General features: G+C 48.6%; 21 protein-coding genes. 10 read left to right on the top strand and 11 right to left on the bottom strand.

Annotated elements, in window-relative coordinates; translation table 11 throughout:
* Positions 1 to 287: 287 nt before the first annotated feature.
* Positions 288 to 2,525, top strand: coding sequence for a Na+/H+ antiporter NhaC family protein (locus OP864_RS12270; protein ID WP_270098465.1), 2,238 nt, complete (start codon positions 288 to 290; stop codon positions 2,523 to 2,525).
* A gap of 157 nt (positions 2,526 to 2,682) precedes the next feature.
* Here the strand turns inward: OP864_RS12270 and OP864_RS12265 are convergent, their stop codons facing one another.
* The 4 genes from OP864_RS12265 to OP864_RS12250 form a co-directional block, all read right to left on the bottom strand.
* The gene (locus OP864_RS12265; RefSeq protein WP_270098464.1) at positions 2,683 to 4,749 is read right to left on the bottom strand and encodes a TonB-dependent receptor plug domain-containing protein; all 2,067 of its coding nucleotides are present in this window, start codon (positions 4,747 to 4,749) and stop codon (positions 2,683 to 2,685) included.
* Positions 4,750 to 4,933: 184 nt separating this feature from the next.
* The gene (locus OP864_RS12260; protein WP_270098463.1) at positions 4,934 to 6,010 is read right to left on the bottom strand and encodes a hemin-degrading factor; all 1,077 of its coding nucleotides are present in this window, start codon (positions 6,008 to 6,010) and stop codon (positions 4,934 to 4,936) included.
* Between the two features lie 5 nt (positions 6,011 to 6,015).
* Positions 6,016 to 6,819 (bottom strand): ATP-binding cassette domain-containing protein, encoded by an 804-nt coding sequence (locus tag OP864_RS12255; RefSeq protein ID WP_270098462.1) that lies wholly within the window; start codon positions 6,817 to 6,819, stop codon positions 6,016 to 6,018.
* Between the two features lie 173 nt (positions 6,820 to 6,992).
* The gene (locus OP864_RS12250) at positions 6,993 to 8,015 is read right to left on the bottom strand and encodes a FecCD family ABC transporter permease (protein ID WP_270098461.1); all 1,023 of its coding nucleotides are present in this window, start codon (positions 8,013 to 8,015) and stop codon (positions 6,993 to 6,995) included.
* Positions 8,016 to 8,144: 129 nt separating this feature from the next.
* Between OP864_RS12250 and OP864_RS12245 the strand changes: the two genes are divergently transcribed.
* The 5 genes from OP864_RS12245 to OP864_RS12225 all read left to right on the top strand — a co-directional run bounded on the left by OP864_RS12245 (position 8,145) and on the right by OP864_RS12225 (position 13,349).
* Entirely contained in the window at positions 8,145 to 9,089 is a 945-nt protein-coding gene (locus tag OP864_RS12245) for an SDR family oxidoreductase (protein WP_245538560.1), read from the top strand.
* 36 nt (positions 9,090 to 9,125) lie between these two features.
* On the top strand, positions 9,126 to 10,364 hold the full coding sequence (locus tag OP864_RS12240; protein ID WP_270098459.1) for an SH3 domain-containing protein: 1,239 nt from the start codon (positions 9,126 to 9,128) through the stop codon (positions 10,362 to 10,364).
* Positions 10,365 to 10,547: 183 nt separating this feature from the next.
* A complete protein-coding gene (locus OP864_RS12235; protein ID WP_270098458.1) occupies positions 10,548 to 11,201 on the top strand; it encodes an HD domain-containing protein in 654 nt (217 codons plus the stop codon).
* Positions 11,202 to 11,431: 230 nt separating this feature from the next.
* On the top strand, positions 11,432 to 12,631 hold the full coding sequence (locus OP864_RS12230) for a class I SAM-dependent rRNA methyltransferase (RefSeq protein WP_349294457.1): 1,200 nt from the start codon (positions 11,432 to 11,434) through the stop codon (positions 12,629 to 12,631).
* Positions 12,632 to 12,707: 76 nt separating this feature from the next.
* The gene (locus tag OP864_RS12225) at positions 12,708 to 13,349 is read left to right on the top strand and encodes a hypothetical protein (RefSeq protein ID WP_270098456.1); all 642 of its coding nucleotides are present in this window, start codon (positions 12,708 to 12,710) and stop codon (positions 13,347 to 13,349) included.
* Between the two features lie 85 nt (positions 13,350 to 13,434).
* Here the strand turns inward: OP864_RS12225 and fahA are convergent, their stop codons facing one another.
* From fahA to nqrA, 7 genes are all read right to left on the bottom strand, one after another.
* Positions 13,435 to 14,709: a fumarylacetoacetase gene (gene fahA, locus OP864_RS12220; RefSeq protein WP_015693378.1), complete on the bottom strand. Its 1,275-nt coding sequence runs from the start codon at positions 14,707 to 14,709 to the stop codon at positions 13,435 to 13,437.
* Between the two features lie 286 nt (positions 14,710 to 14,995).
* On the bottom strand, positions 14,996 to 16,324 hold the full coding sequence (gene nqrF / locus OP864_RS12215; protein ID WP_015693377.1) for an NADH:ubiquinone reductase (Na(+)-transporting) subunit F: 1,329 nt from the start codon (positions 16,322 to 16,324) through the stop codon (positions 14,996 to 14,998).
* Between the two features lie 40 nt (positions 16,325 to 16,364).
* A complete protein-coding gene (gene nqrE, locus OP864_RS12210) occupies positions 16,365 to 16,970 on the bottom strand; it encodes an NADH:ubiquinone reductase (Na(+)-transporting) subunit E (protein ID WP_015693376.1) in 606 nt (201 codons plus the stop codon).
* 43 nt (positions 16,971 to 17,013) lie between these two features.
* Entirely contained in the window at positions 17,014 to 17,679 is a 666-nt protein-coding gene (locus OP864_RS12205) for an NADH:ubiquinone reductase (Na(+)-transporting) subunit D (RefSeq protein WP_002657242.1), read from the bottom strand.
* A gap of 48 nt (positions 17,680 to 17,727) precedes the next feature.
* On the bottom strand, positions 17,728 to 18,537 hold the full coding sequence (locus tag OP864_RS12200) for an FMN-binding protein (RefSeq protein ID WP_270098454.1): 810 nt from the start codon (positions 18,535 to 18,537) through the stop codon (positions 17,728 to 17,730).
* The gene (locus OP864_RS12195) at positions 18,527 to 19,828 is read right to left on the bottom strand and encodes an NADH:ubiquinone reductase (Na(+)-transporting) subunit B (RefSeq protein ID WP_270098453.1); all 1,302 of its coding nucleotides are present in this window, start codon (positions 19,826 to 19,828) and stop codon (positions 18,527 to 18,529) included. The genes OP864_RS12200 and OP864_RS12195 overlap by 11 nt, the downstream gene beginning before the upstream one ends.
* A 52-nt stretch (positions 19,829 to 19,880) precedes the next feature.
* The gene (gene nqrA / locus OP864_RS12190) at positions 19,881 to 21,524 is read right to left on the bottom strand and encodes an NADH:ubiquinone reductase (Na(+)-transporting) subunit A (RefSeq protein ID WP_270098452.1); all 1,644 of its coding nucleotides are present in this window, start codon (positions 21,522 to 21,524) and stop codon (positions 19,881 to 19,883) included.
* 294 nt (positions 21,525 to 21,818) lie between these two features.
* Between nqrA and OP864_RS12185 the strand changes: the two genes are divergently transcribed.
* From OP864_RS12185 to aroB, 4 genes are all read left to right on the top strand, one after another.
* On the top strand, positions 21,819 to 22,238 hold the full coding sequence (locus tag OP864_RS12185; RefSeq protein ID WP_270098451.1) for a Fur family transcriptional regulator: 420 nt from the start codon (positions 21,819 to 21,821) through the stop codon (positions 22,236 to 22,238).
* Positions 22,239 to 22,256: 18 nt separating this feature from the next.
* Positions 22,257 to 22,559, top strand: a complete 303-nt coding sequence (locus OP864_RS12180) for a DUF4286 family protein (RefSeq protein ID WP_270098450.1) — start codon at positions 22,257 to 22,259, stop codon at positions 22,557 to 22,559.
* A 12-nt stretch (positions 22,560 to 22,571) separates the two neighbouring features.
* Complete coding sequence (locus tag OP864_RS12175) at positions 22,572 to 23,099, top strand: 1,2-dihydroxy-3-keto-5-methylthiopentene dioxygenase (RefSeq protein WP_270098449.1); 528 nt, start codon at positions 22,572 to 22,574, stop codon at positions 23,097 to 23,099.
* Between the two features lie 483 nt (positions 23,100 to 23,582).
* On the top strand, positions 23,583 to 24,671 hold the full coding sequence (aroB, locus tag OP864_RS12170; RefSeq protein WP_270098448.1) for a 3-dehydroquinate synthase: 1,089 nt from the start codon (positions 23,583 to 23,585) through the stop codon (positions 24,669 to 24,671).
* The last annotated feature ends 16 nt before the right edge of the window (positions 24,672 to 24,687 follow it).

The following is a 24,687-nucleotide window of genomic DNA, read 5'->3' as shown; positions in this document are numbered from 1 at the left end:
GCTTTTTTAAGAAACTTAAGGCCGCCGCCCTTTTGATTACCCAAATTGTTACGGTAGAAGAAGCTGTGGGGTTTTCCTCCCCATTTATTTTCTTTGTTTTTTTGGCCGCTAGCTCAGCTAGACTAGATTCCCAGCCATTTTCCAGAAGTTTGTGGAGCAATTCTCTTTAATTTTTTTAAAATCCATTATTTTAAGCGCCCAATTAAGCGATTTTGCAATCAATCATTTGGGCAATAAACAGGCAGGCCACCCCCTAGCCTTTTTTTATGCCCAATAATAGCCCGTTAATGAAAACTTTTTTTTGGACCCTAATCACGCTATTCTTGGCCGCTAACTTGCTCGCCCAAAGCCCTCCGAGCAATCAAGCCGATAGTCTCCGCCAAGATTCTATCGCCCAGGCCCATATCCAACTATTAGCCGATAGCCTTGCCCAAATTAACGTCAAAAGAGATACGATCCCTCAATACGATACGCTCGGCATCGCTAGCTTTCAGTACGAATGTATCCAGGAAAATGAAGAGAGCTTCCTCCGCTTTTCTGTGGTTAATCAAAAGCCCTTTTTAGGCAAAATATCCATCAACGGAGAAGAACAACTCCTCTTATTTAAAGATGGAAAAAGCCAAAAACAAATTGAGCCCCAACTCCAAGGTGAGCTTTATCAGCTCTCTAGCCAATCGGGGCGACAAAAAACACATAAGCTGGTCCATCTCCGCAAACGTACTGACGGCAGCATCCGCGTCAAACCCATCCCGCTTTGGTGGTCTATTCTCCCTCCCCTTGTCGCCATCCTAATCGCCCTGCTATTTAAACAGGTGGTCCTAGCCCTTTTCCTCGGCATCTTTTCTGGCGCCTGGATCATTAGCGGGATGCCCCTAGAGCCCTACCTGATCGTTAAAAGCTTCTTCAGTGTGCTCGATACTTATATTATTAAGGCCATGTCTGATAGTGGTCACCTCTCGGTGGTCCTCTTCTCGATGATGATTGGCGGAGTGGTGGCCCTGATTTCCCGAAATGGCGGTATGGCCGGCATTGTCAAACAGCTAGCCCCCCTAGCCCGTGGCCCCAAAAGTACCCAGTTGGTCGCTTGGTTCCTCGGTATCGCCATCTTCTTTGATGATTATGCCAATAGCCTAATTGTTGGTAATACGATCCGCCCCCTTAGCGATAAGTACAAGATTTCTAGAGAAAAACTCGCCTATATTGTAGATAGTACGGCCGCCCCTATCGCCGCTATCGCTTTTATTACCACCTGGATCGGTGCCGAACTCGGTTATATCGAAGATGCGCTCCCTAGCCTAGAGGGAATCGGCCAGCCGCCCTCGGCCTATTCGGTTTTTCTCTCTTCGCTCCAATATTCTTATTACTCTTTCTTTACCCTCCTCTTTATCCCTATTATCGTGATCTTCGGCCGCGATTTTGGCCCTATGCTTAAGGCCGAACGCCGCGCCCGCCACCAAGGGCAGGTTTTCGCCGTCTCTGGCAATGAAGGCGATAGTAGCGAACTAGAAGAGCTAGACCCCAAGCCCGGCGCTCCCCTTCGCTGGATTAACGGACTGCTTCCCATTCTCGTCGTAGTGCTCGGTACCCTCCTCGGCCTGATCGATACGGGCATGAATAGCTGCTACCAAAGCCTTATCGGTAAAGGCCTGACCCTAGAAAGCAATAGCTGGGAGCTGGTCTGGCAAGAACTCGGCTACCTAGAAGCCGACCTCAGCCAAGGGCTGGCCGCTGCCAAAAATGAGGCGATGGCAATCTCCGATTTGCGCAAGTTGGGCATCCTTATCGGTAGCTCCGACTCTTATTCGGCCCTCCTCTGGGCCTCGCTTTCTGCCATTATTGTGGCCATTTTCCTCTCTATGATTCAAGGAATTCTCAAATTAGGAGAAGGCCTAGAACTGATGGTCTCTGGCTTCAAAACGATGGTGCCCGCTCTCCTGATTCTAGTCTTTGCCTGGTCGCTGGCCCTCACTACAGAGGAATTGGGCACCGCCGAGTTCCTAACCTCTAGCCTAGAAGGAAACCTCAGCCCTTATTTTCTGCCTGTGGTCATTTTTATCCTTTCGGCACTGATTGCCTTTTCTACGGGCTCTAGCTGGAGTACCATGGCCATCCTCTACCCCATTGCCATTCCCATGACTTGGGAGCTCTGCCGTGCCAATGGCCTACCTATGGAAACCACCTGGGCCCTGCTCTATAATAATATCGCTATCGTGCTCTCGGCCTCGGTCCTCGGCGATCACTGCTCGCCTATTTCCGATACGACTATTCTTAGCTCTCTAGCCTCCAATTGCCGCCATATCGACCATGTGCGCACCCAACTCCCCTATGCCTTAACGGTTGGTGCTGTGAGTTTGGCCTGTGGCTATGCCAGTACAGCTTTCGCTATTCCCTTTACGATTTGTTTCCCTGTCGGTTTGGCGGTCTTGCTTTTGGTCGTCATTTTCTTCGGAAAATCAGTCAAAAAGAATCCCGATGCAGAGGATACCCCCCCCGATCATCCTCCCTTAGATACAGAACAAGAATAATAATCGCTGGCCCTTTTCACTTTTTGTGAGGAGGGCCTTTTTTTGGGGCCTCCGCTGCGGTTCAGGCGGGAGGCCCCAAAACATCCATCAACTAGCCGCATAAAAAAAGCCCGCATTGCTGCAGGCTAAAACACAAAAATCGACTACCTCTTCTGCCCTATTTAGAGCGGTAATTATAGCGCAATTGCAGAAAAAACTGCCGGCCAGGGCTAATCGCCATGCTGCCGCTGCTGCCCGAATGCGCAGAGCCGCTATCGCCAGCCGCTACGGTTTGTACATTGAGCAAATTGCGAACGCCCGCCCCTAAGGTCCAACTCTTTTTGAAGCGCTTTTGTACCGTTAGGTCCATTAAGGAATAAGCCCCCAAGCTATATTCATAGACCTCATTTTCTTGCGTAATGGGGTTGTAGGTCTCGGCATAGCGCAATAATTTGTCATAATCTCGACGAAAAATGGAGCAACTCCAGCCCGTTTTGGCCCAATGATAAGACAACTGCTGGCTAAATTCTAGGGTATAATTGTAGCGAGGCACCGCCTCCGACTCCTGGCTAAGGCTATTGTATCGGCCCGTATAAATGGCGCCCAACTGGATGCGCCAACCGCCCTTTTGATAAGCCAGGCGATAATCGGCGCCTAAACTCTCGTAGCGCTCCAGATTAAAATAGCTATACTGATTGCTCGCATTGGGCGCAGGTTGATAACTGCCCGTGCTGTCGACCACAAAATCTTGTAGCGTAATTTGGTCCTCAATATAATTATAGAACAAATTGAGGCCCGTTTGCCAAGGCCCCTTGCGGTAATCTAAATTGAGGCGCAGATGCTGAGAACGCTCCGCCTTGAGGTCGGCATTTCCCTGAATAAAATGATTGGCATCTACAAAATCCATATAGCGCTCTTTGAGCGAGGGCGCCCGAAAACCCGAAGCATAAGAGCCCCGAAGGGTCCAGTAAGGATGCCATTGCCAGCGGCCCTGCAAACTATAGGTCAATGGGGCCCTATAAGCCGTATGATAGCTCCCTCTAAGGCCCAATTGCAGGCGCAACTTGGCCGTGGGTTGATAACGGACTACCCCAAAGGCCGCATAATCGCCCTGCTCGCTATTTTCCTTGAGGCGTTGGCCCAAAGCAGCCTCCTGCCGAAAATCTAGGCCCGCTTGAAAGTCCCAAACTTCTCGAAATTCACTGGCCATCACCGCCCGAAAATGCCAGGCAGAAAAAGCCGAAGTATCAGAATCTAGGCTATCCTGCCGCAGGGCTTCGGGGTTTTCCCCTAGGGGCTGGCGATAGGCATTTTTCTGCCGTTCATAGAGGTTATTGGCCAAAAAAGCCTGTAAATGATAGCGCTCATCAATCACCTTTTTCCAAGATAATTGTTGGTCCAAACTGCGGGTAGTAAACGTATAATCATTGGCATAAGAAAGACTAGGAAAATCAGGCAAACGAGTATTGCCCAACTGCTTAATTTCCTCCAATAAGCCCCCAATCCGATAGCGGAATTGCCCCATTTTCTTGGCATCCCAACGCAAAAAAGCCTGTATATCATGCTGCCTTTTTGGATTAAAAGCCTGAGCGCGCAGGCTGTCAAAACCATAGCCCGCCCAATTTAAATAACGGTAGTTAATACGGCCAGAAATAGCCTTATAACGCCCCCCAAAATAGGCAGATCCCTGATAGCGGCCCTTGCTTTCACCCAACAAATGCCCGCCAGCCTGCCAACCTTCTTTGATAAAATCTTGGGTGACCAACTGAATCGTTCCCCCCAGCGCATTACTCCCATAAAGGACCGACATCGGGCCCTCGACAATCTCTACTTGCTTGAGGTTTTCTAGGCCCATACGGCCCAAATCGAGCTGCCCATCTTGTCGCCCGACCAAAGGCACCCCATCTACCAAAACGTTAATATAACGGCCCGATAAGCCCTGCATTTCTATCTGCGAGCCCAACACCCCATCCTGCTGAATCCGAATATTGAGTTGTTGTTGCAAAAGCTCGTCTAAAACCAAGGCGGCCCGCCTTCTAATTTCCTCTAAAGAGATGAGTTGCAGCGGCTCGATCGCCTTCGCTTGCCCAATGGGCAAAAATTCTCCACTCACAATCACTGCTTCATCCTGCCGCTCCTCTAACAACAAGCTATCTGCAGTGGGTGGAGTTTGGGCGTTCAGCAGCTGCAAACCGCATCTCCAAAGCAAAAATGAGAAAATACTGCAAATCTTTAGGTAGTTCATATCTACTTTTTTCTTTTTTGTTGGGGCTGCCCCGCCCTTGCGGGCGGGTCGCTCCCCTTTGGGCTCGCTCTCTGCTCGGCCCGTCTTTTTCGCTGCGCTCAAAAGCCGGTCTGGCCTTCGGCCACCCGCCGGGCAGCTCAGCCTGCGGCGCTTCGCGCCTGTAGAACGCAGAAAATCAAAGCCTTTAGACCGATTCGGGCTGGACCAAAACGGGCAAAGTATTGAGCAGGGCGCGCCAGTCTTCTCTTTCGGGAATACCGGGTTTGCGCGCGCCAAAGAAGTAAGCAATTAGTTCTCCTTGCTCATCAAAAAGCTCTAGGCTAGAGACGATTCCATCGGCAGAGGGTTTGCGGACCCACCAAGCCTCGGCTACGCCAGCCAGATCTAGATGCAGGTTAAAATCGGGGTCCATGACGTTGATCCAAGTCCCTCGCTCTACAATGCGTTTTACTGGACCTGTATGAATTTGGATACAGCCTTTATTGCCTACAAAGACCATAATAGGTTGGCCCGTCTCCGAGGCCTTTTCTAGCATTTCGGTAACGGCTGCTTTTTCCATTTGGCGGGCATGGCCTTCTGGGGCCAAACGTAGAGCATCTTGGCGGGCCAAGCCATGGCGTTTAAGCATCCCAAAGAAATCGTGCGTATCCTGCAAATTCAACCAATCTTCTTGAAAGGCCGCTACATCTACATCAGCTTTAGAAGCTTCGGGGCCTTCCCAATGGGGGTAAGGCAAAAGGGCCAAAGGGCTTTGGTCCTCCGCTCGGAACTTATCCAACAGCTTCTGATAAGCCTCCATATTGCTCTCTTTGGTACAATAGACCTTATGCACGGCCTCCCCTCTATGATCGAAAAACTGCAAGCCATGCAAGACCTCTTTTCCTTTGGGAATGCCCACGGCATAGACATGGGTCCAGCTAGACAAAAAGAGGCGCAAATCGATATCGGGATTCACCACCAGCCCCACTTGCTGAGTTGGGCCCATAAAAGAAACATTTTCATAAACGCCTTTGCGCTCATGCACCACATAAGGGTTGCGGCTAAGGGCCATCAGGCGGCCCAGGGGCGCTAGGCTCGCCAAAATCTCTTGGGGTTTATTCTCTAGGCGAATACAGCGGCCGCCCAGCTCCAATTCTAATAAAGACAGCTCGGCCACGCCCAATTTTTGGGCCGCTTGGCGGATGCGCAAATGAGGGGTTTCTGCTTGGAGGGCCGCATAAGCTTGGGCCAAATCCTGAGGCGTATTCAATTGATTCTCCATAATAATTATATAGTTTGGCCCTTTAGCCAGCCGCTAAAGATGACCTGTGGACAATGATGTATAGGATGTTTTTCTATAAATGTTTCTACTTGATACATAGCTTTGAGGGCTTCTTGCGTGAGCACCTCTTCGGGCGGGCCGAGGGCCCATTGTTGGCCTGGGGCCAAGAGCAGTAGACGGTCGGCATATTGGGCCGCAATATTGATATCGTGCAAAATGGCCAGAGCCCCCAATTCCTTTTCTTTACAAAGTTGGGCCACCAACTGCATCAATTGTTGTTGGTGGGCAATATCCAGGGCGGCTAGGGGCTCATCTAATAAAAGCAGGGCTTCTCTTTGCTCCACCGCCTCCTCCAATTGCCAGAGGAGTCGGGCCAATTGCAGGCGCTGCCGCTCTCCGCCTGAAAGCTGTTGCCAAAGGCGGTCTTCATAGCCTTTTAGGCCCAATTGGGCCAGTAAATCTAGGGCTCGTTCATCAGAGAGGGCGGCTTTTTGTTGGGCATGGCCTAGGCTCATAAACTCCTGGACCTTTAAGGGAAAAGGCAGATGCAAACTTTGCGACATCACCGCCCTAAACTTTGCCATTTCGGCAAGGCTATATTGGGCCAAATCTTTCCCTTTGAGTTGGAGCTTGCCCTTAACTTTGAGGCTAGGCGGTTTTTGTCCCGCCAAGCATTGCAAAAGAGAAGACTTTCCGACTCCGTTGGGGCCCAGAACCACCAAGAACTCTCCAGCAGAGAGCGAAAAGCGCAACTCTTTGAGCAAGGGCTTTGGGCCCCAAAACAAGGCCGCATCTACATCTAAAAGCATAATTATTCCGTTTATTTTGCGTCCTACAGGCCCCGAAGGGGCCGCAGGCCTAGCGATGTGTAGGGGTGGCCGAAGGCCAGACCCAGCCAGCTTGCTGGCGCAGGGCCGAGCGAGCAGCGAGCCCCGAAACGTAGCGCCTGCCGCAGGCAGGAGGCCCCAAAACATAAATAAGACTAAACCAACTGATGTCTTCCTCTAGCTTGCAAGACCAGATAGAAAAAAAGCGGGGCACCCAAAAGAGTCGTCAAGACCCCAAGGGGCAGCTCTTGAGGGGCCAAAAGGCAGCGGGCAAAGGTATCGGCCAGCAAGAGCAGGCCGCCCCCCAGCATAGCCGAAGCCGGCAATAAAAAGCGTTGATTACTGCCTCGCCAAAGGCGGATTAGGTGTGGGGCCAAAAGGCCAATAAAGCCAATGCTGCCCGAAAGCGCCACCGAAGCCCCCACCGCCAAACTAGCTGCAAACAAGACCTTCCATTTTATTTTTTGGCTGCTCCAGCCCATATATTGCGCCTCGGTTTCGCCCAATAAAAGGGCGTTTAGGGCGGGGCCCATAGGCAACAAAATGAACAAGGCAGGCAATAAGCAAATCAATAAAATCAGCAAATTGGACCAGCTACTACCAGCTAGGCTACCTAGGCTCCAGAAAGTAAAATCTCGGAGTTGGGCCTCCTCTGAAAAATAAGTCAGTAGGCCCGTAAAGGCGCCACAAAGGGCCGTAATCGCCACCCCTGCCAGCAGCATACTCGCCGTATAAGTTCGGCCATTTAGCGTACTCATGCGGTAGACCCCCAAGCAGGCCAAAATGGCCCCCAGAAAAGCAAAAAGCGGCAAGCCCCAAAGCGAATAACTGCCCAAAAGCGGCCCAATGAGGACCAAATAAATGGCAGCGGCCAGCATACTTCCGCCTTGCACCCCAATCAGGCTGGGTTCGGCCAAAGGATTTTGGAAAAGTCCCTGCACCCCCGCCCCAGAAAGGCCCAAGGCCGCGCCCACAGCATAAGCCATGAGCAGGCGAGGCAGGCGAATTTGCCAAAAGAGAAAATAGCTAGCGCCCGCTTGCGTTTGGCCAGAAAGCAGAGCCCATAAATCGGCAGCAGAAAGCGGGTAGGCCCCAAAAGTAGCTGAACCTAAGAGCAAAAGGACCGAAAACAGTCCGCCCAACAACAGCCATTGCAGATCTTCCTTTGCCAGATTCATCACTATTCTTATTTAGATCAATTACTAATAGTGCAAGTATAGGCCCTATTTAGCAAAAGACAAAACTTATTTAGACTTATTTTAATTAAGCGGCCTTAAAAGATTTGGGCTACTAAATATGAAGGCTGTTTGATATTCCTTAGATTAGCGATTCACCGAACGAATTGGATTGTGAAAAAAATTATTTTGACGGGCGCCTCGGGTTTTTTGGGTTGGCATTTGGCCCAAAGCTGGCAATTGGGTGGAGAGGCTGTAGGTTTATATTATCGGCAGCAATTTGAGGGGGCGCCTTGGTCTTGGGAGCGCATCAACTTATTGCGAGATCAGGAAGTACGGGAACTGTTGGATCGTTTGGCTCCTGATGCCATTATTCATGCTGCGGCTATTGCCAACACTAGCTTTTGCGAGGAGCATCCGGCCCTCTCCTATCATGTAAATGTATATGCGAGTTTGACCTTAGCGGATTATGCCAAGTCCAAGGGGATTCCCTTTTTGTTTGTCTCCTCGGACATGGTATTCAATGGGCATTCGGCGCCTTATGATGAGGAAAGTTTTGCTTATCCGCTCTTGCAGTATGGTAGTCAGAAATTGGCGGTAGAAGAAGCTTTATTGGCGGATTACCCCAATGCGTATATTTGTCGCTTGCCCTTATTGCTGGGCATTGGTCCGGCTTACAGCAAGCATTTTTTTGGGCGTTGGTTGGCCCAATTGGCGGATCAGGAAGGGGAGCAACTGGCGGCTTTTAGTGATGAATACCGAACGCCATTATCGGCTTATGAGGCTGCGCGTTATTTGCAGCAACTTTTGGCTTTAATTTATTATAATACGGAAGAGAAATTGCCTAGAATTTGGCATTTTCCTGGGCCAGAGCGGCTATCTCGTTTAGAATTGGCCCAAAAAATGGCCCATTGTTTTGGTCTTGATGCGCATAAAATTTTGGCGGCTAGTTTGGCCGATATACAGCCTGCTCGCCCTGAAGACCTCAGTATGCAAAGTCTTTATGCCGCCCAATACCTCAACTACAGTCCCTTAAGTTTGGCCGCTCAGCTAGAAGAGATTGCCGCCAAAGGTTAAGGTCCAACTTATTTTTCTCACGTTAGTTTATTCCCTATGCGACCCTTTCGACAGCTTTTAATTGGTAGTTTTGTTTTTTTACTCTTGCCTGCTTGTAGCGAGGAAGTGCCCAAGAAGCAGCCACAGGGGCCCGAGCAGCGTTTGGCGGCCAAAAACAGCAAAACCAGCCCATTACCACAGTTTGTAGAAGTCAGTATTCCCAACCTTCGGCTGCGTTCTACCCCTGATTTGGAGGGGGCTGTTTTAGAGCGTTTGGCCTTAGAGAGTGTAGTGGAGTACCTCAACGACAGCACCAACTTTACGACCCTAGTAGAAATGGGTGGAGAGGATCGCTATGAGCATTGGTATAAGGTGCGCAGCGGCAATGGCAATGAGGGTTGGGTCTATGGGGGCTGCATCAAATTTTTGGGAGAGCGAGAGAGCCTTCGTTTTCAGAGCATCAAGGAGAGTGAAACCCCTATTCCCTTGAGCAAAAAGGAGGAAATTGACCCTATGGAGCAGGCCCAGATGAATCGTTTTGGGGAGCTGCTTAAAAAGATATCGATACAAAACAAGTTAGCCTTAGAGGAGGCTATACAATACTATGAGGGGATGTTTCCCAACCGCAAAGCGGCGGCTTCAGACTGGGCTTTGGCCAAGCTGATTGCTTTTCAGCAGCAAGTGCATAGCTATTGGGTAGACCGTTTACCCAGCAGTAAATTTCAGGCCCATTTGGCCGAGCTCAAGCGCTATGGCTCTGTAGATATGCAACAAAATGCCAGTTTGCGAGAGCTCGATCAATTGTATTTGGCCTTTGCCTTGGGGCCCAAGGGCGAGCTATTGCTGGTCCCGAACATTGATAAATTTCAGCGGCGGGTCTATCGCATTGCCCCGGCCAATGGGCGTATTTTTCTGGACCTTTACGCCCAAGACATCGAGGAGCCGGTGCTAAAGGATGGGGAAATTATTCGGCCCATTACGGAGTTGGCGGCACGTTTAATTAGCTGGGATAAATTCTTATTGCGTTTGCCCAATTACGAGCTCAAGGACTGGATTGAGGAGCAAAAAAGCCTTTATTTGCGGGCCTTATTGCAGGGCAGCGCCAACCGCCCGGCTTTTGCGGGCCAGCCTAAGCGTTTGGAGGATGATTTTCAGTTGGCCTATAAAAACTTGCTTGAGCAGATGGGAGAAGCCAGTTTGATTCTAAAAATGCGCCCCTATGTCGAGGTATTGGCCCAAGAAAACTATATTTACAATGACCGAGTAAGGGCTGCACAAGCCAAGGTATATGAATAATTTTTTGGGGCAGTCCCGCCCTGCGGGCGGGTCGCTATGCTTCGGGGCTCGCAGGTCTGCTCGGCCCTGCGGCGGCTTTGCCGCCTGGGTCTGGCCTTCGGCCACCCCTGCGCAGCGCTCAGCCGTTCTGGCCTTTGGCCAGGGGCGGCTAGGCCGCCCAAGCTAGCCGCAAAACCATACAATATGATTATTAGTCCATATTTAGAAGAAGAACAAAAGGCCTACTTAGTAGAGAAATGGCAAGAGGCTGCTGGCGCTTATTCGATAAAGCCCAAGCAACAAGAAGACATCTGGGATTTGCTCTATGCGGCCTATGCCGATTGGGGTCGGCATTACCACAACCTTTCTCATTTGTACAATCTGCTACAACTGGCCGATCAGTGGGAGGCCCAGCTAGAAGATAAAGCCTTGGTCCAAATGGCCATTTTTTTTCATGATGTCGAGTACAACCCCAAGTCTAAAGACAATGAGCGGCTCTCGGCCCAATTTGCTCGGCAGCAGCTGCGCAAACCCTTGGGGGCCGAAAAATGCAAACAGCTCGAACAATATATATTGAGTACAGAAAAGCATGCGCCTTTGCTCGATGAGCCCGACTGTCGTTTATTTTTAGATTTTGACTTGGCCATATTGGGCCAAAGCTGGTCCATTTATGAAGAATACGCCCAAGCTGTGCAGAAAGAATACGTCAATTGGTACAACTTCCTATTTTATAAGCAGGGCAGACGAAAAGCCATGAAAAGCTTTCTGGATCGTCCTCAAATTTACTACTCTGCGGTCTTTAGGAAACAATATGAGGAGCAGGCCAGAGAAAATATAGATCGTGAGATTAGCCAATAGCCGTTAAAAAGCCTATTTTTGGGCCTTTGCCTTTAGGCCAAGGCGCTGATCGGCTTTAGCCGCCTTTCTTTTGGCTGAGGGATGGACAGCAGTGGCCGTTAGGCCAGACCCAGCCGCCAAAGGCGGCGCAGGGCCGAGCGAATAGCGAGCTGCGAAACAGCCCGACCCGCCCGCAGGGCGGGGCAGCCCCAAAAAAACAGTCTTTGAAACAGAACAGCAACAAACAACTAATGAACAAATTATATTATCCGAAAGTATTTATCAAGCCGGGAAAAGAGAGCGCCATTTTGCGCAAGCATCCTTGGTTATTTTCTGGGGCCATCAAGCGCATTGAGGGGCAGGTAGAAGATGGCGATATTGTGAGCTTGCACCGCAGCAATGGGGAATTTTTGGCCATTGGGCACTATCATCATGGCAGCATTGCCGTGCGGGTATTTAGTTATGAGCCCTTGGCGCCCGATGCTGATTTTTGGGCTCAAAAGTTTAATCGGGCTTGGAAAGTTCGGCAAATAGAGGGGTTGGACCAAGACCCTGAGACCAACTGTTTTCGCTTATTGCATGGCGAGGGAGATGGATTGCCGGGTTTAATTATTGACTTTTATGCGGGAACGGCTGTTTTTCAGGCGCATTCTATTGGGATGCACCGCTGCCGCAATGAAATTGTGGAGGCGCTCAAGCGTTGTTTGGGCGATAAGCTACAGGCGGTTTATGATAAAAGTAAGGCAAGTTTGCCGGCCCTTTATGCCCAAGAGTTGGAAGATGGTTTGCTTTATGGCGAAAGAGAAAGTGGATTGGCTGAAGTACTAGAAAACGGCCATAAGTTTGAGGTCAACTGGATTACGGGCCAGAAAACGGGCTTTTTCTTGGACCAAAGAGAAAACCGTGCGCTTTTGGGGCGTTATGCTCAGGGGAAAACTGTACTGAACGCCTTTTGCTATTCGGGTGGTTTTTCGATTTATGCCTTAAAAGCGGGAGCCAAGCGGGTAGACTCTGTAGATGTATCGGCCAAAGCGATTGATTTGCTCAACAAAAATGTGGCAATTAATGGTCTAGAGGGGGAAATGCATAGAGCGTACACCCAAGATGTGCTCAAATTTTTGCAGCAATCGGAAGAAAAATACGAGGTGATGGTCCTTGACCCACCGGCCTATGCCAAAAGCCTGAAAAAGCGGCATAAAGCGGTACAGGGATATAAGCGATTGAATATTGAAGGCTTTAAGAAAGTGGCCCCAGGAGGTTTACTATTTACCTTCTCTTGTTCTCAGGTGGTAGATGAGCAACTGTTTTACAATACGATTACCTCTGCGGCCATTGAGGCGGGTCGACAAGTGCGGGTACTGCGTCGCTTGAGTCAGCCGGCCGATCATCCTGTGAGCATGTTTCATCCAGAAGGGAGTTATCTCAAAGGATTACTTTTGCATGTAGAATAATTTTAGAAAAAGCTAATAGACCTTATCTATTAGCTTTTTTTATCTTTAGGGTATTAAATAATTTAATCCCCTTCTGATGAAATTCCCTTTCCTACTCTCCCTTTTGGTCCTCTTTTTATTTACCTCTTGTACCTCTAGCCGAGTGGTTCGGCCTTTAGAAAAGAAGAAAACGGCCTTTGGGGCCGATGTCTGTTTATTTACTACAGCTGGAGAAGCGGCCCCCATTATCAACATGCAAGTGGCCCATGGATTATCTAAGTACACGACCTTTTATGCCGGCACCAATGTCAGTTCTTTATTGGGTGGTGTTTTCATGGCTGATATTGGTTTTTTGTATGGACTTTGGAAGCCCAAGGGTTGGCGGCCGGGTTGTAGTATCTCTCCTCGGCTAACGGCCCAATTCAACTCTTATTCGACCAGTGACTTAACGCCTTTTCAGCCTGAGGCGGACCTCAACTTATACTGGGAGTATAGCAATCGAAAAGAGACGGCCAACAACTTCTTATTTCTGAACATTAGAAACTGGTTTGAATCTGAGGTTGGTGGAGTTTTCTTTCCTCAGGGCTATCGTCCTATTATTTCTGTAGGTCATCGTTGGCAGACGGAAAAAATGCAATTGGGTGTAGAGGCTCGTTATATGGGAGGTGCATTTGATGGCAGCACGACCAATGACCTACCTACTTATGGGTTTATGTTTACGGCCATGCGTTTGTTTTAATGTTTATTATGGTCAGCGCCCTAAAGGACAAAAAAAGAGCGCAGTACCCTTTGGGTACTGCGCTCTTGTCTATTGGGCCAATCGCTTAATCTAGAGCGGGTAAAATTTTGCCTGTGCAGGGGCCAAAGCCGATGCGGATCCCTTCGGCATTGTAGCCATAGCCAGAGAGGCTGAGTTCATCGCCATCTTGGAGGAACTTGCGTTGGCTGCCATCGGGCATATCGATGGGGCGGGTACCTCTCCAGCTTAGCTCGAGCATAGAGCCATAGCTAGAGGGTTCTTTGCCTGAGATTGTACCGGAGGCGCAGAGGTCGCCAACTTGAACATTACAGCCATTTACGGTATGGTGGGCCAATTGCTGGGCCATATTCCAGTACATGTACTTAAAGTTAGATTGGCAGATAGTTTTCTCTGCTCCGCTTGCTGTTTTGAGGTTAACTTCTAGCTCAATATTATAGTTTTTCTTGCCTTCATATTGGAGGTAAGGAAGTACTTCTGGATCTTGTTCTGGTCCTTCTACGCGCATATCTTCGAAGGCGTCTAGGGTAACGACCCAAGGCGAAACGGTAGAAGCGAAGCTTTTGGCCAAGAAGGGGCCTAGGGGCACATACTCCCATTTTTGGATATCTCGGGCGGACCAGTCATTAAAGAGGAGGAGGCCAAAGATATAGTCCTCGGCTTGGGCGGTGCTTACTCTTTTGCCTAGGGGATTTTCTTTACCGATAACGAAAGCCATTTCCAGCTCAAAATCGAGTAATTTAGAAGGGCCAAAAACGGGATTTCCTTCATTGGGTTTTTGTTGGCCTTTGGGGCGGTGAATAGCTGTACCAGAGACCACAATAGAAGAAGCGCGGCCATGGTAGCCTACGGGCAGGTGGCGCCAGTTGGGGAGCAGGGCATTATCGGGATCGCGGAACATGGTCCCTACGTTAGTAGCGTGTTCGATAGAAGAATAGAAATCGGTATAATCGCCTACTTTGACTGGCAGGAGCAACTCTACTTTATCGAGAGGAAAGAGGGCCCGGGCGCGGAGTTCGGCATGTTGGGCCATGGCTTGATTATCTTGGGCAAAGATTTCGGCTAGGCGGAGGCGGAAGGCCGAGGTTTTGGCTTTTCCGAGGGCCATAAAATCGTTGATATAGCGCTGGCTAAAGACAGTTTTATCGAGGTCCATATCATCGAAGAGGCCTAATTTGGCTAGTTGTTGTAGGTCGATAACGGTATCTCCGATAATTGTAGCCATACGGGCTTCAGACTGAGTGGTTTTGAAGACCCCAAAAGGCAAGTTCTGGATAGGGAAGTCGCTATTTTGCTGAACGGGCAACCAGCTTTTGAGTGCTGCTGCTATAATAGAAGCCATATAATATTTTTAGATGAGTTTATTGAATAGCGTCTAAGCTATAAAAAAAAGGGGAAGCCACAAGGCTTCAAAACTTAATTTTATCCAAAATTTGAGTGGGCTGGGTGGTGAATTGGCCTAGCGATGTGGAGCAGTGGCCGTTAGGCCAGACCTAGGCAGCGGAGCTGCCGCAGGGCCGAGCAGACCTGCGAGCTGCGAAACGTAGCGCCCGCCGCAGGCGGGAGGCCCCTAAAAAAAATAAAAAAGCCCCTGTAAAGAACAGAGGCTTTTATGGAAAGGGCTAAGATTAGCCACCAAAGTCATCAAAAGAGATATTTTCTTCTGGCACCCCTAGGCGGTCTAGGGTATCTACCACAGATTTGTTCATCATGGGAGGGCCACAGAAATAGTACTCAATTTCTTCTGGTTCTGGATGGTCTTTAAGGTATTGCTCGTAGCAAACGGGCATAATAAAACCTTTGAAGCCATCGCCATCGGCATCGATATTTTCTTTGACCTGCCAGTTATCTTCGGGCAAGGGGTTATCGAGAGCCACATAGAAGCGGAAGTTAGGGAACTGCTTTTCGATTTCGCGGAACTGCTCAATATAGAAAAGTTCTCGGCGGGTACGTCCACCATACCAGAAAGACACCTTACGGTCGGTTGTTTTGAGGGTGTGGAAGAGGTGGAAGAGGTGAGAGCGCAGAGGCGCCATACCTGCACCACCACCGATGTAGACCATTTCCTTTTTGGTGGGTTTGATATGGAACTCACCGTAGGGGCCTGAAACCACTACCTTATCGCCAGGTTTCTGGTTAAAGATATAAGAAGAGCAGACACCGGGATTAATATCTTGGTAGCCGTCCCATACGCGTTTGCCATCAACCTGCTTAAACTTGAAAGGAGGTGTAGCGATACGGATGTTAAGCATTACGATATTCCCTTCTGCGGGGTGGTTAGCCATAGAGTAAGCGCGGAACTGTGGTTCATCGTTCACCATTTGGAGGTCCCAAAGTTTGTAAGTATCCCATTCATCTTGGAACTTATTGGGGTCATCGCCATGGTGTTCGGGGTGGGCTTCAATATCGATATTTTTGTAATCCACAGTAATTTTGGGCACATCGATTTGAATATATCCACCTGGGTCGAAGTTCATCTCTTCGCCTTCTGGGAGGCGGACTACAAACTCCTTAATAAAAGAGGCTACATTATAGTTAGAGACAACAGTACACTCCCATTTTTGGATACCGAAGATTTCTTCGGGGACACGGATTTCCATATCGCCGCGGACCTTCACTTGGCAAGCCAAGCGCCAGTTATCTTGTGCATCTTTACGAGAAATGTGGTTAAGTTCGGTAGGGAGGATATCACCACCGCCGTTATCTACTTGACAGCGGCACATGGCACAGGTACCACCACCACCACAGGCAGAGGGGAGGAAAACACTTTGGCTAGAGAGCACACCGAGGAGTGTTCCGCCGGGTTTAGCCTCAAATGTTTTCTCGCCATTTACCTTAATCTTGACATCTCCTTGAGGGAGAAGTTTTTTACGGGCAGAGATCAATCCGGCAGACATAAAGAGAATGAGTACCGAAAAGACAATGACTGCCAGTATGATAGGAATAATAATTTCCATGAGGTCAGCTATTTTTTAATTCAGACGAAAATCGCTTTGATTAGTTAAAAGCCGCAGGATCGATACCCATGAGGCTCATAAAGGCAAGGCCCATTAGGCCTGTAAGGATAAAGGCCATACCCAGGCCGCGGAGAGCGGGGGGAATAGCGGCGGTTTTGAGTTTTTCTCGGATTGCGGCGATAGCGACAATAGCGAGGAAGAACCCAAGTCCGGCACCGAGGCCAAAAGATACAGAAGTACCAAACTCATACTCTCTAGATACCATAAAGAGAGATCCACCGAGGATCGAGCAGTTTACGGTAATGAGCGGCAGGAAGATCCCCAGGGAGTTATAGAGAGAGGGCGAGACCTTCTCGATAATCATTTCTACCAGCTGCACCATAGAGGCGATAACAGCGATAAAGAGGATCAGGCGCAAAAATACGAGGCTTACGCCTTCTACGATAGCTCCATCTTGGAGAATATATGTATTGAGTAGCCAGTTGATAGGCACGGTAATACCGAGAACAAAGATAACGGCGAGGCCGAGACCGAAGGCTGTTTTTACAGTTTTCGATACGGCTAGATAAGAGCACATTCCTAGGAAATAGGCTAGGATCATGTTATCGATAAAGGCCGCTTTGATAAATACGTTCAACGCATCCATGATAGTTGAATATTAATTAGCGTTTGGAAAAAGAGGTTCAGATCTAAGATACATCGACAAGTTTGGGGTTCAAGCTACGCTGAATCCAAATAAAGATGCCGATAATGAAAAGAGAAGCCGCGGGTAGCACCATTAGGTTATTGGCGATATAGGCATCGGGCATAACTTTCCAGCCCATAAAACTTCCTTTTCCAAAGAGTTCACGTACAATAGCCATAGCGACGAGGACGACACCATAGCCAATACCGTTACCGAGACCATCGAGGAAAGAGCGCCAAGGCTTGTTGGCCATAGCGAAAGCCTCTAGGCGTCCCATTACGATACAGTTAGTAATAATAAGACCGATAAATACGGCCAAGCTTTCGTAGGCGCTATAAGCAAAAGCACCGAGAACGATTTCTACTACCTGAACGAGGCCTGCAATAACGAGAAGTTGGACAATCATACGGATTGAGCCGGGGATGCTATTGCGGAGCATCGAGATAATCAGGTTAGAGAAAGAAGTAACAAAAATGAGAGCTACAGCCATAATTAGCGAAGGATAAACCTGAGAGGTAACCGCTAGGGCCGAGCAGATGCCCAAAACCTGTACGGTAATGGGGTTATTATCGTTAAGGGGGTCCGTCAGTAATTGACGTTCCTCTTTACCGAAGCCAAAGGCGGGTTCTTTCTTCTCCGCCTCGGCTAGCTGTTGTGTATCTTGAGCCATAATGCTAAAAATTTAAACAAATGAGATCAAATGCAATGCGGGAGCGGCTTAGCGCTGTCCGATTGCTTTATTATCGGCAGATTGAAGGCCTTTAATGTAGGGCAAATAATTGCCGATACCGCGCTGCATCATTTCAGACACACTATCACAAGTAACTGTAGCGCCAGAGATGGCCTTTACTTGATATTCGGGATGTTTGATATTTTTCTTTAGCACTTGTACAGACACATAATCGCCCGCTTCGTTAAAGATCTGCTTATTTTCAAATTGAGCTTTGAAGTCGGCATTATCTTTAATTTCGGCACCAAGACCGGGCGTTTCTCCTTTGTGGTCAAAGTTTACACCGGCCACCTGCCATTTGTCGGCATACTCTAGAGCGACATAGCCCCAGATTTTGTCCCAGAGTCCGTTTCCACGAACAGCAAGTACAAAGTAGTTTTTGCCTTCGTCTCCTTCATATTTATAGATAGGATAGACGCGATTTTCAGCGGCGAACTTCTCTTCTGAAGCGAGGTCAATATCGGCGAGTTTGCTATACTTTACGCCTTGGCCACGTTCATTGAGTTTATCGAGAGCGGCTTTAATTTCTGTTTCAGATTCTGCGGCCGACTTCTCTTGAGCGAAGAGAATATTGCCATTGGCATCCAAGATAGAAATCTTCACTTTTTGGTCAAAGACAGACTGCACATCGGCAGACATATCTTGGCCAGGGATACAGCTAAGAATTGCTTTTTTCTTAGCGGTTTCTTTGTTCTTCAAGAACATAGGGTTCAAACTATTGAACAAGAGCGAAAGCACAATGGCAATAACTCCAGTTAGCTTGAGCACATACAAATAGATTTGAGTATTACTTTGCATATTCCTTCGCGCGTTTCAATCGTTTACTAATATTTCCTTCGAGTACGTAGTGGTCTACCAATGGAGCAAAAACGTTCATGAGTAGAATCGCAAGCATCCATCCCTCAGCATAGGCGGGGTTCATCACGCGGATGACCATACCAAAGAAGCCGATCAAGAAGCCATAGATAATTTTACCACGGTTGGTTTGAGCAGCCGTAACGGGGTCAGTAGCCATAAATGCCATAGCAAAGAGCAAACCGCCCATACCGAAGTGCTGATACCAAGGTATATTCATAAATACGGTAGCATCCCAAGCGTTAAAGATCATCCCGGTAAGGGCTGTACCAATAACAAAAGAAAGCATCACTCTCCAGCTTGCTACTCTAGTAATCAACAAGAAGATGGCCCCAAAGATAATTGCAGGCTTAGAGGTTTCACCAATACAGCCGGGGATACCGCCCATCCACATCTGCAAAGCAGAATATTGAGAAAGGATACCACCAGTTACTTCACCAGTAGCTGCATCTACCTGCGCCCAACCTTGTGCGGCACCAAGGGCCAAAGGTGTAGCTCCAGAATAGCCCGCTACAAAGGGAGTTCCTTGCACAAAGGTGCTCCATCCGGCAGCTTCAAAAAGAGGATTGAACATAGTATGAGCCCAGTAGTAATCGGCTACTTTAGTCGCTCCATCTTCAGCCAAAGCCCAAGCAGCAACCCAAGGACCGTCCCCTGAGATTTCTGTAGGATAAGCAAAGAAGATAAATACACGAGCCAAAAGCGCTACATTCAATACGTTCATACCCGTTCCACCAAAGGCTTCTTTACCAATCACTACAGCAAAAGCTACAGCCAAAGCCAACATCCACAAAGGAATATCGGGGGGCATGATTAAAGGAATAAGCATACCCGATACCAAGAAGCCCTCTTCTACAGCATGGCCTCTTCGAGCAGCAAAGTAAAACTCGATTCCGAGTCCTACAACATTAGCAACAATAACAATAGGAAGCAATTGCACCAAGCCAAAAACGAGCTTGAGGTGAAAAGCTTCAATAAAACCTGTGTGAATACCAAGAGCAACAAAGTGCTGATGGCCAATATTAAAAGTTCCTACCAATAGGCAGAGTTGTAAAGCAATCACTACATGAAACATAGTGCGCTTCAAATCCATAGCATCACGAATGTGCACCCCTTTTCCCTTGGTCGTCAAGTTTGGCTTGAACATAAAGGTAAAAAAGGCATCATAAGTAGCATGAAGAAACTGATTCTCCTTGCTAGGCTCAATCCGTTTCCAGAAGTCTATTAATGCCATAACAAATTAGTTCTTATTTAGGTGGCTGAATCCAACGTTTTATAATCAAACCCTATTGAGCACGTAGCTCGTCTAGGCCTTCTCTTAAAATTGCTTGCAAAGGTTGCTTAGAAGTACATACGTACTCACAAAGAGCAATATCCTCCTCGCCTAGCTCCAACAAACCAAGACCTTCCATTTTCTCAAAGTCCTTGGCCAAAATGGCACGCATTACATGCTGAGGATAAATATTCATGGGCAAAACGCTCTCATATTCCCCTGTCATTACAAAGGCACGCTTCTCTCCATTGGTGTTTGTATCAGGAACATAATGAGTGCCGGGGAAAAACCCACCAGGGAATGTCCGCGAACGTGTGGGGTGCCCCGTCTGAGGAACCAACCAACCAAACAACTCATAATAATTACCTTCTTTCACTACAGATAGTTGGTCGTCGTAAAAGCCCAAAAAGCTTTCTCGCTCCACCTGCTTACCAGACAAAAGATCGCCAGAGACAATGCGGATGCTACGCACCTCTACCATTTTCTCCTCTTTCTGCCCCTCAGCATTACGTACATATGCTTTTTCTGTAGTCATATCATCGGCCATGCCTTCCAATAGCGCAGCAATCTGTATCCCCTGATGAACACGAGCATAATAACCCTCTTCACCGGGCAATTCAGCACCCGCTACAGCAATTACTTTAGAGGTATCAAAAATACCCTCCAACAACAACTGACCAATCAATAGTACGCCATGCACATCGGTATGCCATACAACCTGACCATTGGGAAGAACAGGGTCTACATGGTGAATGTGTACCCCTACATTACCCGCAGGGTGCTGACCCTGGAAATAATGAATCTCTACACCTTCTACCTCATCCGCTTTCAAGAAAGCATCAGACGGACGCTGCTGAGCCATGCCGTTTACTCCCAAATGTACCTTAGTACCTGAAAGCATCGCCAAAGCCTCTAGCCCCTTGCGAAAAGCAGCTTCCTTACCCGCTACAGACAAATTCGCATCTGTAGCCCAGGGTGCCGTGTCAAATGTAGATACAAAAATAGACTTGGGCGTCATGCTAGGATCTGCAACAATGTCAAAAGGACGCTGACGCAAGAAAGGCCATGCCCCACTCGCCGTCAAGAAATCAACCAAGTCTGCACGACTAGCCGTCTCCAAATTAGGTACATCCTCATGCTTGTGGTACTGCATCTCTCCCTGGTCAGCCAAAATAACCAACTCGTTGATAGAACGCTTCTCCCCACGACGCAACTCAATGAATTCTCCACTCACTGGCGCAGCATAAATGATCTCAGGATGCTTCTTGTCATAAAACAAGGGCTCCCCTGCCTTAACAGTAGCCCCCAATTCTGGCATCACCTTAGGAATTGGCGACATGCCAATGAAATCCTTAGGCTTTAGCGCATAAGTAGCCGAACGTACTTCCCGAATGCCCGTCTGGCCCAAAGAAGGTCCTCCAGCCAAGTTGACATCGAATCCACGTTTGAGGCGCTTTACAGGCGCATCGTCCGGTACATACTCCCCCTTTTTCTTGCCCAACCCCAATAACTCTTGCAAGCTGGAGGGCAATACAGAGTAGCCGCTGGTGTCTTCCCCAGCCTGACTTGCCGTTACCTTCAACAGCCCGTCTCCTAGCGTCAATAGTGTAAAGATGAATAACACCAACACTATCGCAATGATAATTCCCCAGGTCATCTAATTCTCAAAATTTTATTTCAATTCAATAAAAATTGTGTATCAAGCCCTCATTATAAATGCTAGCTTTTCTAACTTTGCAATAGACAGAAGCCCCGCCAAAGCTGCGCAAAACTACCAAATCTAAGGCGTCCAAAAAAATTTAACGCCTTTGTTTTGTAGCATTAGTCACAGTTTTATAGACCTCTGACCGACTTTGCGCAAATATATAATTTACTCTTACATTCTATAGCCCCCTTTTTAGCTTTTATTAACCTCTATTTTTATTTAGAAGTAGTCTAAATTACTTTATATATGTCCACCCCAATACAACTGCTGAGGAAACACAAAATTAGAAATACACCCATCCGTAGAGCCATCCTGCAGGTCTTTATCCAAAAAGATTATGCCCTCTCGCACGCCCAAATAGAAAAAGCCCTCAATGGCCAATTCGACCGAGTGACGCTCTACCGAAATCTCAAAACCTTTGAACAAAATGGCCTGATCCATCGCATCGCTAGCGAACAAGAGAGTATCCAATATGCCCTCTGCCAAGATAGCAATTGCCAAAATCATAAGCATAGCGATGATCACCTGCACTTTCGCTGCACAAAATGCGAACGCACGTTCTGCCTCAATCATAATCCCATCCCCAATATCGAACTCCCCCAAGGGTTTACCGCCCAAGAACAACAAATTTTACTCATCGGGCAATGTCCCAATTGCCAAGATTAAAACAAGAATAGTTTAGTTATGTTTATTCTCAATATTACACATAAGGTGGATGCCGATATCCTCCAAGAATGGAAGAGCTGGATGCAAGAGGAACATATTCCCGCTATCATGGATACGCAGCTCTTTACCGATTTTAAATTTACTAAGGTCCTCTTCCCCAGAGATGAAGAGGGCGCTAGCTTCGCTATCCAACTCCATTGCCCAGAACTTCGCCTGCTCCAACGTTTTCAAGCCAAGTTCTCCAACGATTTCCAGGCCCAAATGGCCCAAAAATATGGTACGAAATGCCTCTCTTTTCGTACCGTTCTCGAACTCCAATAAATTTTACCCATTATGGCTATTCTCAGTATTCCCGAGCAGAATTTCCAATCCAAAAATCCTAAGGAAATTCAAGATTTTCTGGCCCAAAAAGGTATCCTCTTCGATCAATGGCAGGCCAAAGAACCCCTTTCCCTCCAAGCTAGCCAAGAGGAGGTCCTCGCCGCCTACGAGCATGTCCTACAACCCTATATGAAACAAAATGGCTATAAGGTGGCCGACGTCATCAATATCAATAGCGAAACCCCCAACTACCCCGCTATCCGAGCCAAGTTCCTCGATGAACATACACATACCGAAGATGAGGTCCGCTTTTTCGTGGAAGGCCAAGGCCTTTTCTGGTTCCACCTGCCCAATTCCCCCGTTTTTAACGTGCTTTGCCAAGCCGGCGACCTCATTTCAGTCCCCGCAAATAGCAAACATTGGTTCGATGCCGGTAAAGATAATCCCTCGGTCAAAGCTATCCGCATTTTTATCGATATGGAGGGCTGGGTCCCCCATTATACCGGTAGCAACTTGGCCCAAAAATATGCCGCAGAATAAGTTTTTTATTTGGGGCCTCCGCTGCGGCTTCGCCTTGCGGCGGTTACTCCCTTTGGTCGTCGAACTGCGGCCTAAAGGCCTTGTTGTCGTTGCGCAGCTCGCTGCTTTTTTTGGGCCTCCGCTGCGGCTTCGCCTTGCGGCGCTACGTTCCGCAGCTCGCTCTTCGCTCGGCCCTGCGGCAGCAAAGCTGCCTCGGTCTGGCCTGACGGCCACTGCTGCACATCGCTAGGCCGCTCTACCCACTTCTTTGCTTTTAGGCCCCCTTTTTCAGCCCCCTTTGCTGTAGTTTTTTACAGTTAGCAGGCGGCAAAGCCGCCGCAGGCTGAGGGGCTGTAGCAGGGCCGCCAAAGGCGGCAGACCAAGGAGCCAAAGGCGACGCAGGGCCGAGCGAATAGCGAGCTGCGCAATGGCCCGACCCGGCCTTTGGCCGGGGCAGCCCCAAATCCTTTTCTAATATATATAGGTCCTAAATGCCCAATAGTCATGTTTCCAAATGATCCAAGCGCTGCCCTGCGCAGCCCCTACCCTATCCGTTTTGCTCAGGCCGATTTTCAAGCACTTAAGGAGCAGATAGAAGGCGGAAATTATGGGCAAATTTTCGTCCTGCTCGATGAAAATTCCGCCAGAGATTGTTGGCCCATTTTGGCCCCCGCCCTGGCGCCTTACTCCCCCCAATTGCTCCAAATTCCAGCCGGAGAAGAACATAAAAATCTGCAAACTTGCCAGTCACTCTGGACCAAATTGCTTCAAAAAGGGGCCCAGCGAAATAGCCTGCTCATCAATCTGGGCGGTGGCGTCCTTGGCGATATGGGCGGCTTTGTTGCCGCTACCTTTAAAAGAGGTTTCGATTTTATCCAAATCCCCACTAGCCTGCTGGCCCAGGTAGATGCTTCTGTGGGCGGCAAACTAGGCATCGATTTTCAAGGACTCAAAAACGGGATCGGCCTTTTTCAATTCCCTAAAATGGTCCTGATTTATCCCCCCTTTATCCAAACGCTCCCCCCCGAAGAAGTCCGCAGCGGCTGGGCCGAAATCCTTAAACATAGCCTGATTGCCGATGCCCAAAGCTGGCCCCAACTTCAAGAAATGCCCCCTCTGCAAGATATGAACCGCTGGCAGCAAATTATTGCTCACTCTATCCAGATTAAGGACCATATTGTGGACCAAGATCCTCAAGAAAAGGGCCTCCGAAAACTACTGAATTTTGGGCATTCTATCGGCCACGCCCTCGAAAGCCTAAGCTGGAACAGCCCTCAACCCCTCCTGCACGGAGAAGCGGTGGCTCTTGGCCTCCTAGCCGAAGCTTACCTCTCGGCCCAATACCTCCAACTCCCCCAAAAGGAATTGGACCAAATTGAGGCCGCTATCCGCCCCCTCTACCCGAGCTTTCCCCTGGCCCAAATTCCCCCCAATAGCTTCTTCCCCCTCCTTCGACAAGACAAAAAAAATGAAGGTAAAACCCATAGTTTTACCCTCATTTCCGCTATCGGCCAAGGCCAGTTTAATCAAAGCATTCCCTATACAGAAGAAGACCATATTTGGGAGGCTGTGGTTTTTGCTTTAGGGGGTTAGTGCAGTTCTCTCTTCA

The organism is Saprospira grandis, assembly GCF_027594745.1.
In the GTDB taxonomy this organism is placed as follows: Bacteria; Bacteroidota; Bacteroidia; order Chitinophagales; family Saprospiraceae; genus Saprospira; species Saprospira grandis.
This window is presented reverse-complemented; position numbering and strand designations above follow the sequence as displayed.

Bases quoted from the DNA above. Each gene is read 5' to 3' on its own strand.
- OP864_RS12270 (WP_270098465.1), top strand. From the start codon at position 288: ATGAAAACTTTTTTTTGGACCCTAATCACGCTATTCTTGGCCGCTAAC.
- OP864_RS12265 (WP_270098464.1), bottom strand. From the start codon at position 4,749: ATGAACTACCTAAAGATTTGCAGTATTTTCTCATTTTTGCTTTGGAGA.
- OP864_RS12260 (WP_270098463.1), bottom strand. From the start codon at position 6,010: ATGGAGAATCAATTGAATACGCCTCAGGATTTGGCCCAAGCTTATGCG.
- OP864_RS12255 (WP_270098462.1), bottom strand. From the start codon at position 6,819: ATGCTTTTAGATGTAGATGCGGCCTTGTTTTGGGGCCCAAAGCCCTTG.
- OP864_RS12250 (WP_270098461.1), bottom strand. From the start codon at position 8,015: ATGAATCTGGCAAAGGAAGATCTGCAATGGCTGTTGTTGGGCGGACTG.
- OP864_RS12240 (WP_270098459.1), top strand. From the start codon at position 9,126: ATGCGACCCTTTCGACAGCTTTTAATTGGTAGTTTTGTTTTTTTACTC.
- OP864_RS12235 (WP_270098458.1), top strand. From the start codon at position 10,548: ATGATTATTAGTCCATATTTAGAAGAAGAACAAAAGGCCTACTTAGTA.
- OP864_RS12230 (WP_349294457.1), top strand. From the start codon at position 11,432: ATGAACAAATTATATTATCCGAAAGTATTTATCAAGCCGGGAAAAGAG.
- OP864_RS12225 (WP_270098456.1), top strand. From the start codon at position 12,708: ATGAAATTCCCTTTCCTACTCTCCCTTTTGGTCCTCTTTTTATTTACC.
- fahA (WP_015693378.1), bottom strand. From the start codon at position 14,709: ATGGCTTCTATTATAGCAGCAGCACTCAAAAGCTGGTTGCCCGTTCAG.
- nqrF (WP_015693377.1), bottom strand. From the start codon at position 16,324: ATGGAAATTATTATTCCTATCATACTGGCAGTCATTGTCTTTTCGGTA.
- nqrE (WP_015693376.1), bottom strand. From the start codon at position 16,970: ATGGATGCGTTGAACGTATTTATCAAAGCGGCCTTTATCGATAACATG.
- OP864_RS12205 (WP_002657242.1), bottom strand. From the start codon at position 17,679: ATGGCTCAAGATACACAACAGCTAGCCGAGGCGGAGAAGAAAGAACCC.
- OP864_RS12200 (WP_270098454.1), bottom strand. From the start codon at position 18,537: ATGCAAAGTAATACTCAAATCTATTTGTATGTGCTCAAGCTAACTGGA.
- OP864_RS12195 (WP_270098453.1), bottom strand. From the start codon at position 19,828: ATGGCATTAATAGACTTCTGGAAACGGATTGAGCCTAGCAAGGAGAAT.
- nqrA (WP_270098452.1), bottom strand. From the start codon at position 21,524: ATGACCTGGGGAATTATCATTGCGATAGTGTTGGTGTTATTCATCTTT.
- OP864_RS12185 (WP_270098451.1), top strand. From the start codon at position 21,819: ATGTCCACCCCAATACAACTGCTGAGGAAACACAAAATTAGAAATACA.
- OP864_RS12180 (WP_270098450.1), top strand. From the start codon at position 22,257: ATGTTTATTCTCAATATTACACATAAGGTGGATGCCGATATCCTCCAA.
- OP864_RS12175 (WP_270098449.1), top strand. From the start codon at position 22,572: ATGGCTATTCTCAGTATTCCCGAGCAGAATTTCCAATCCAAAAATCCT.
- aroB (WP_270098448.1), top strand. From the start codon at position 23,583: ATGTTTCCAAATGATCCAAGCGCTGCCCTGCGCAGCCCCTACCCTATC.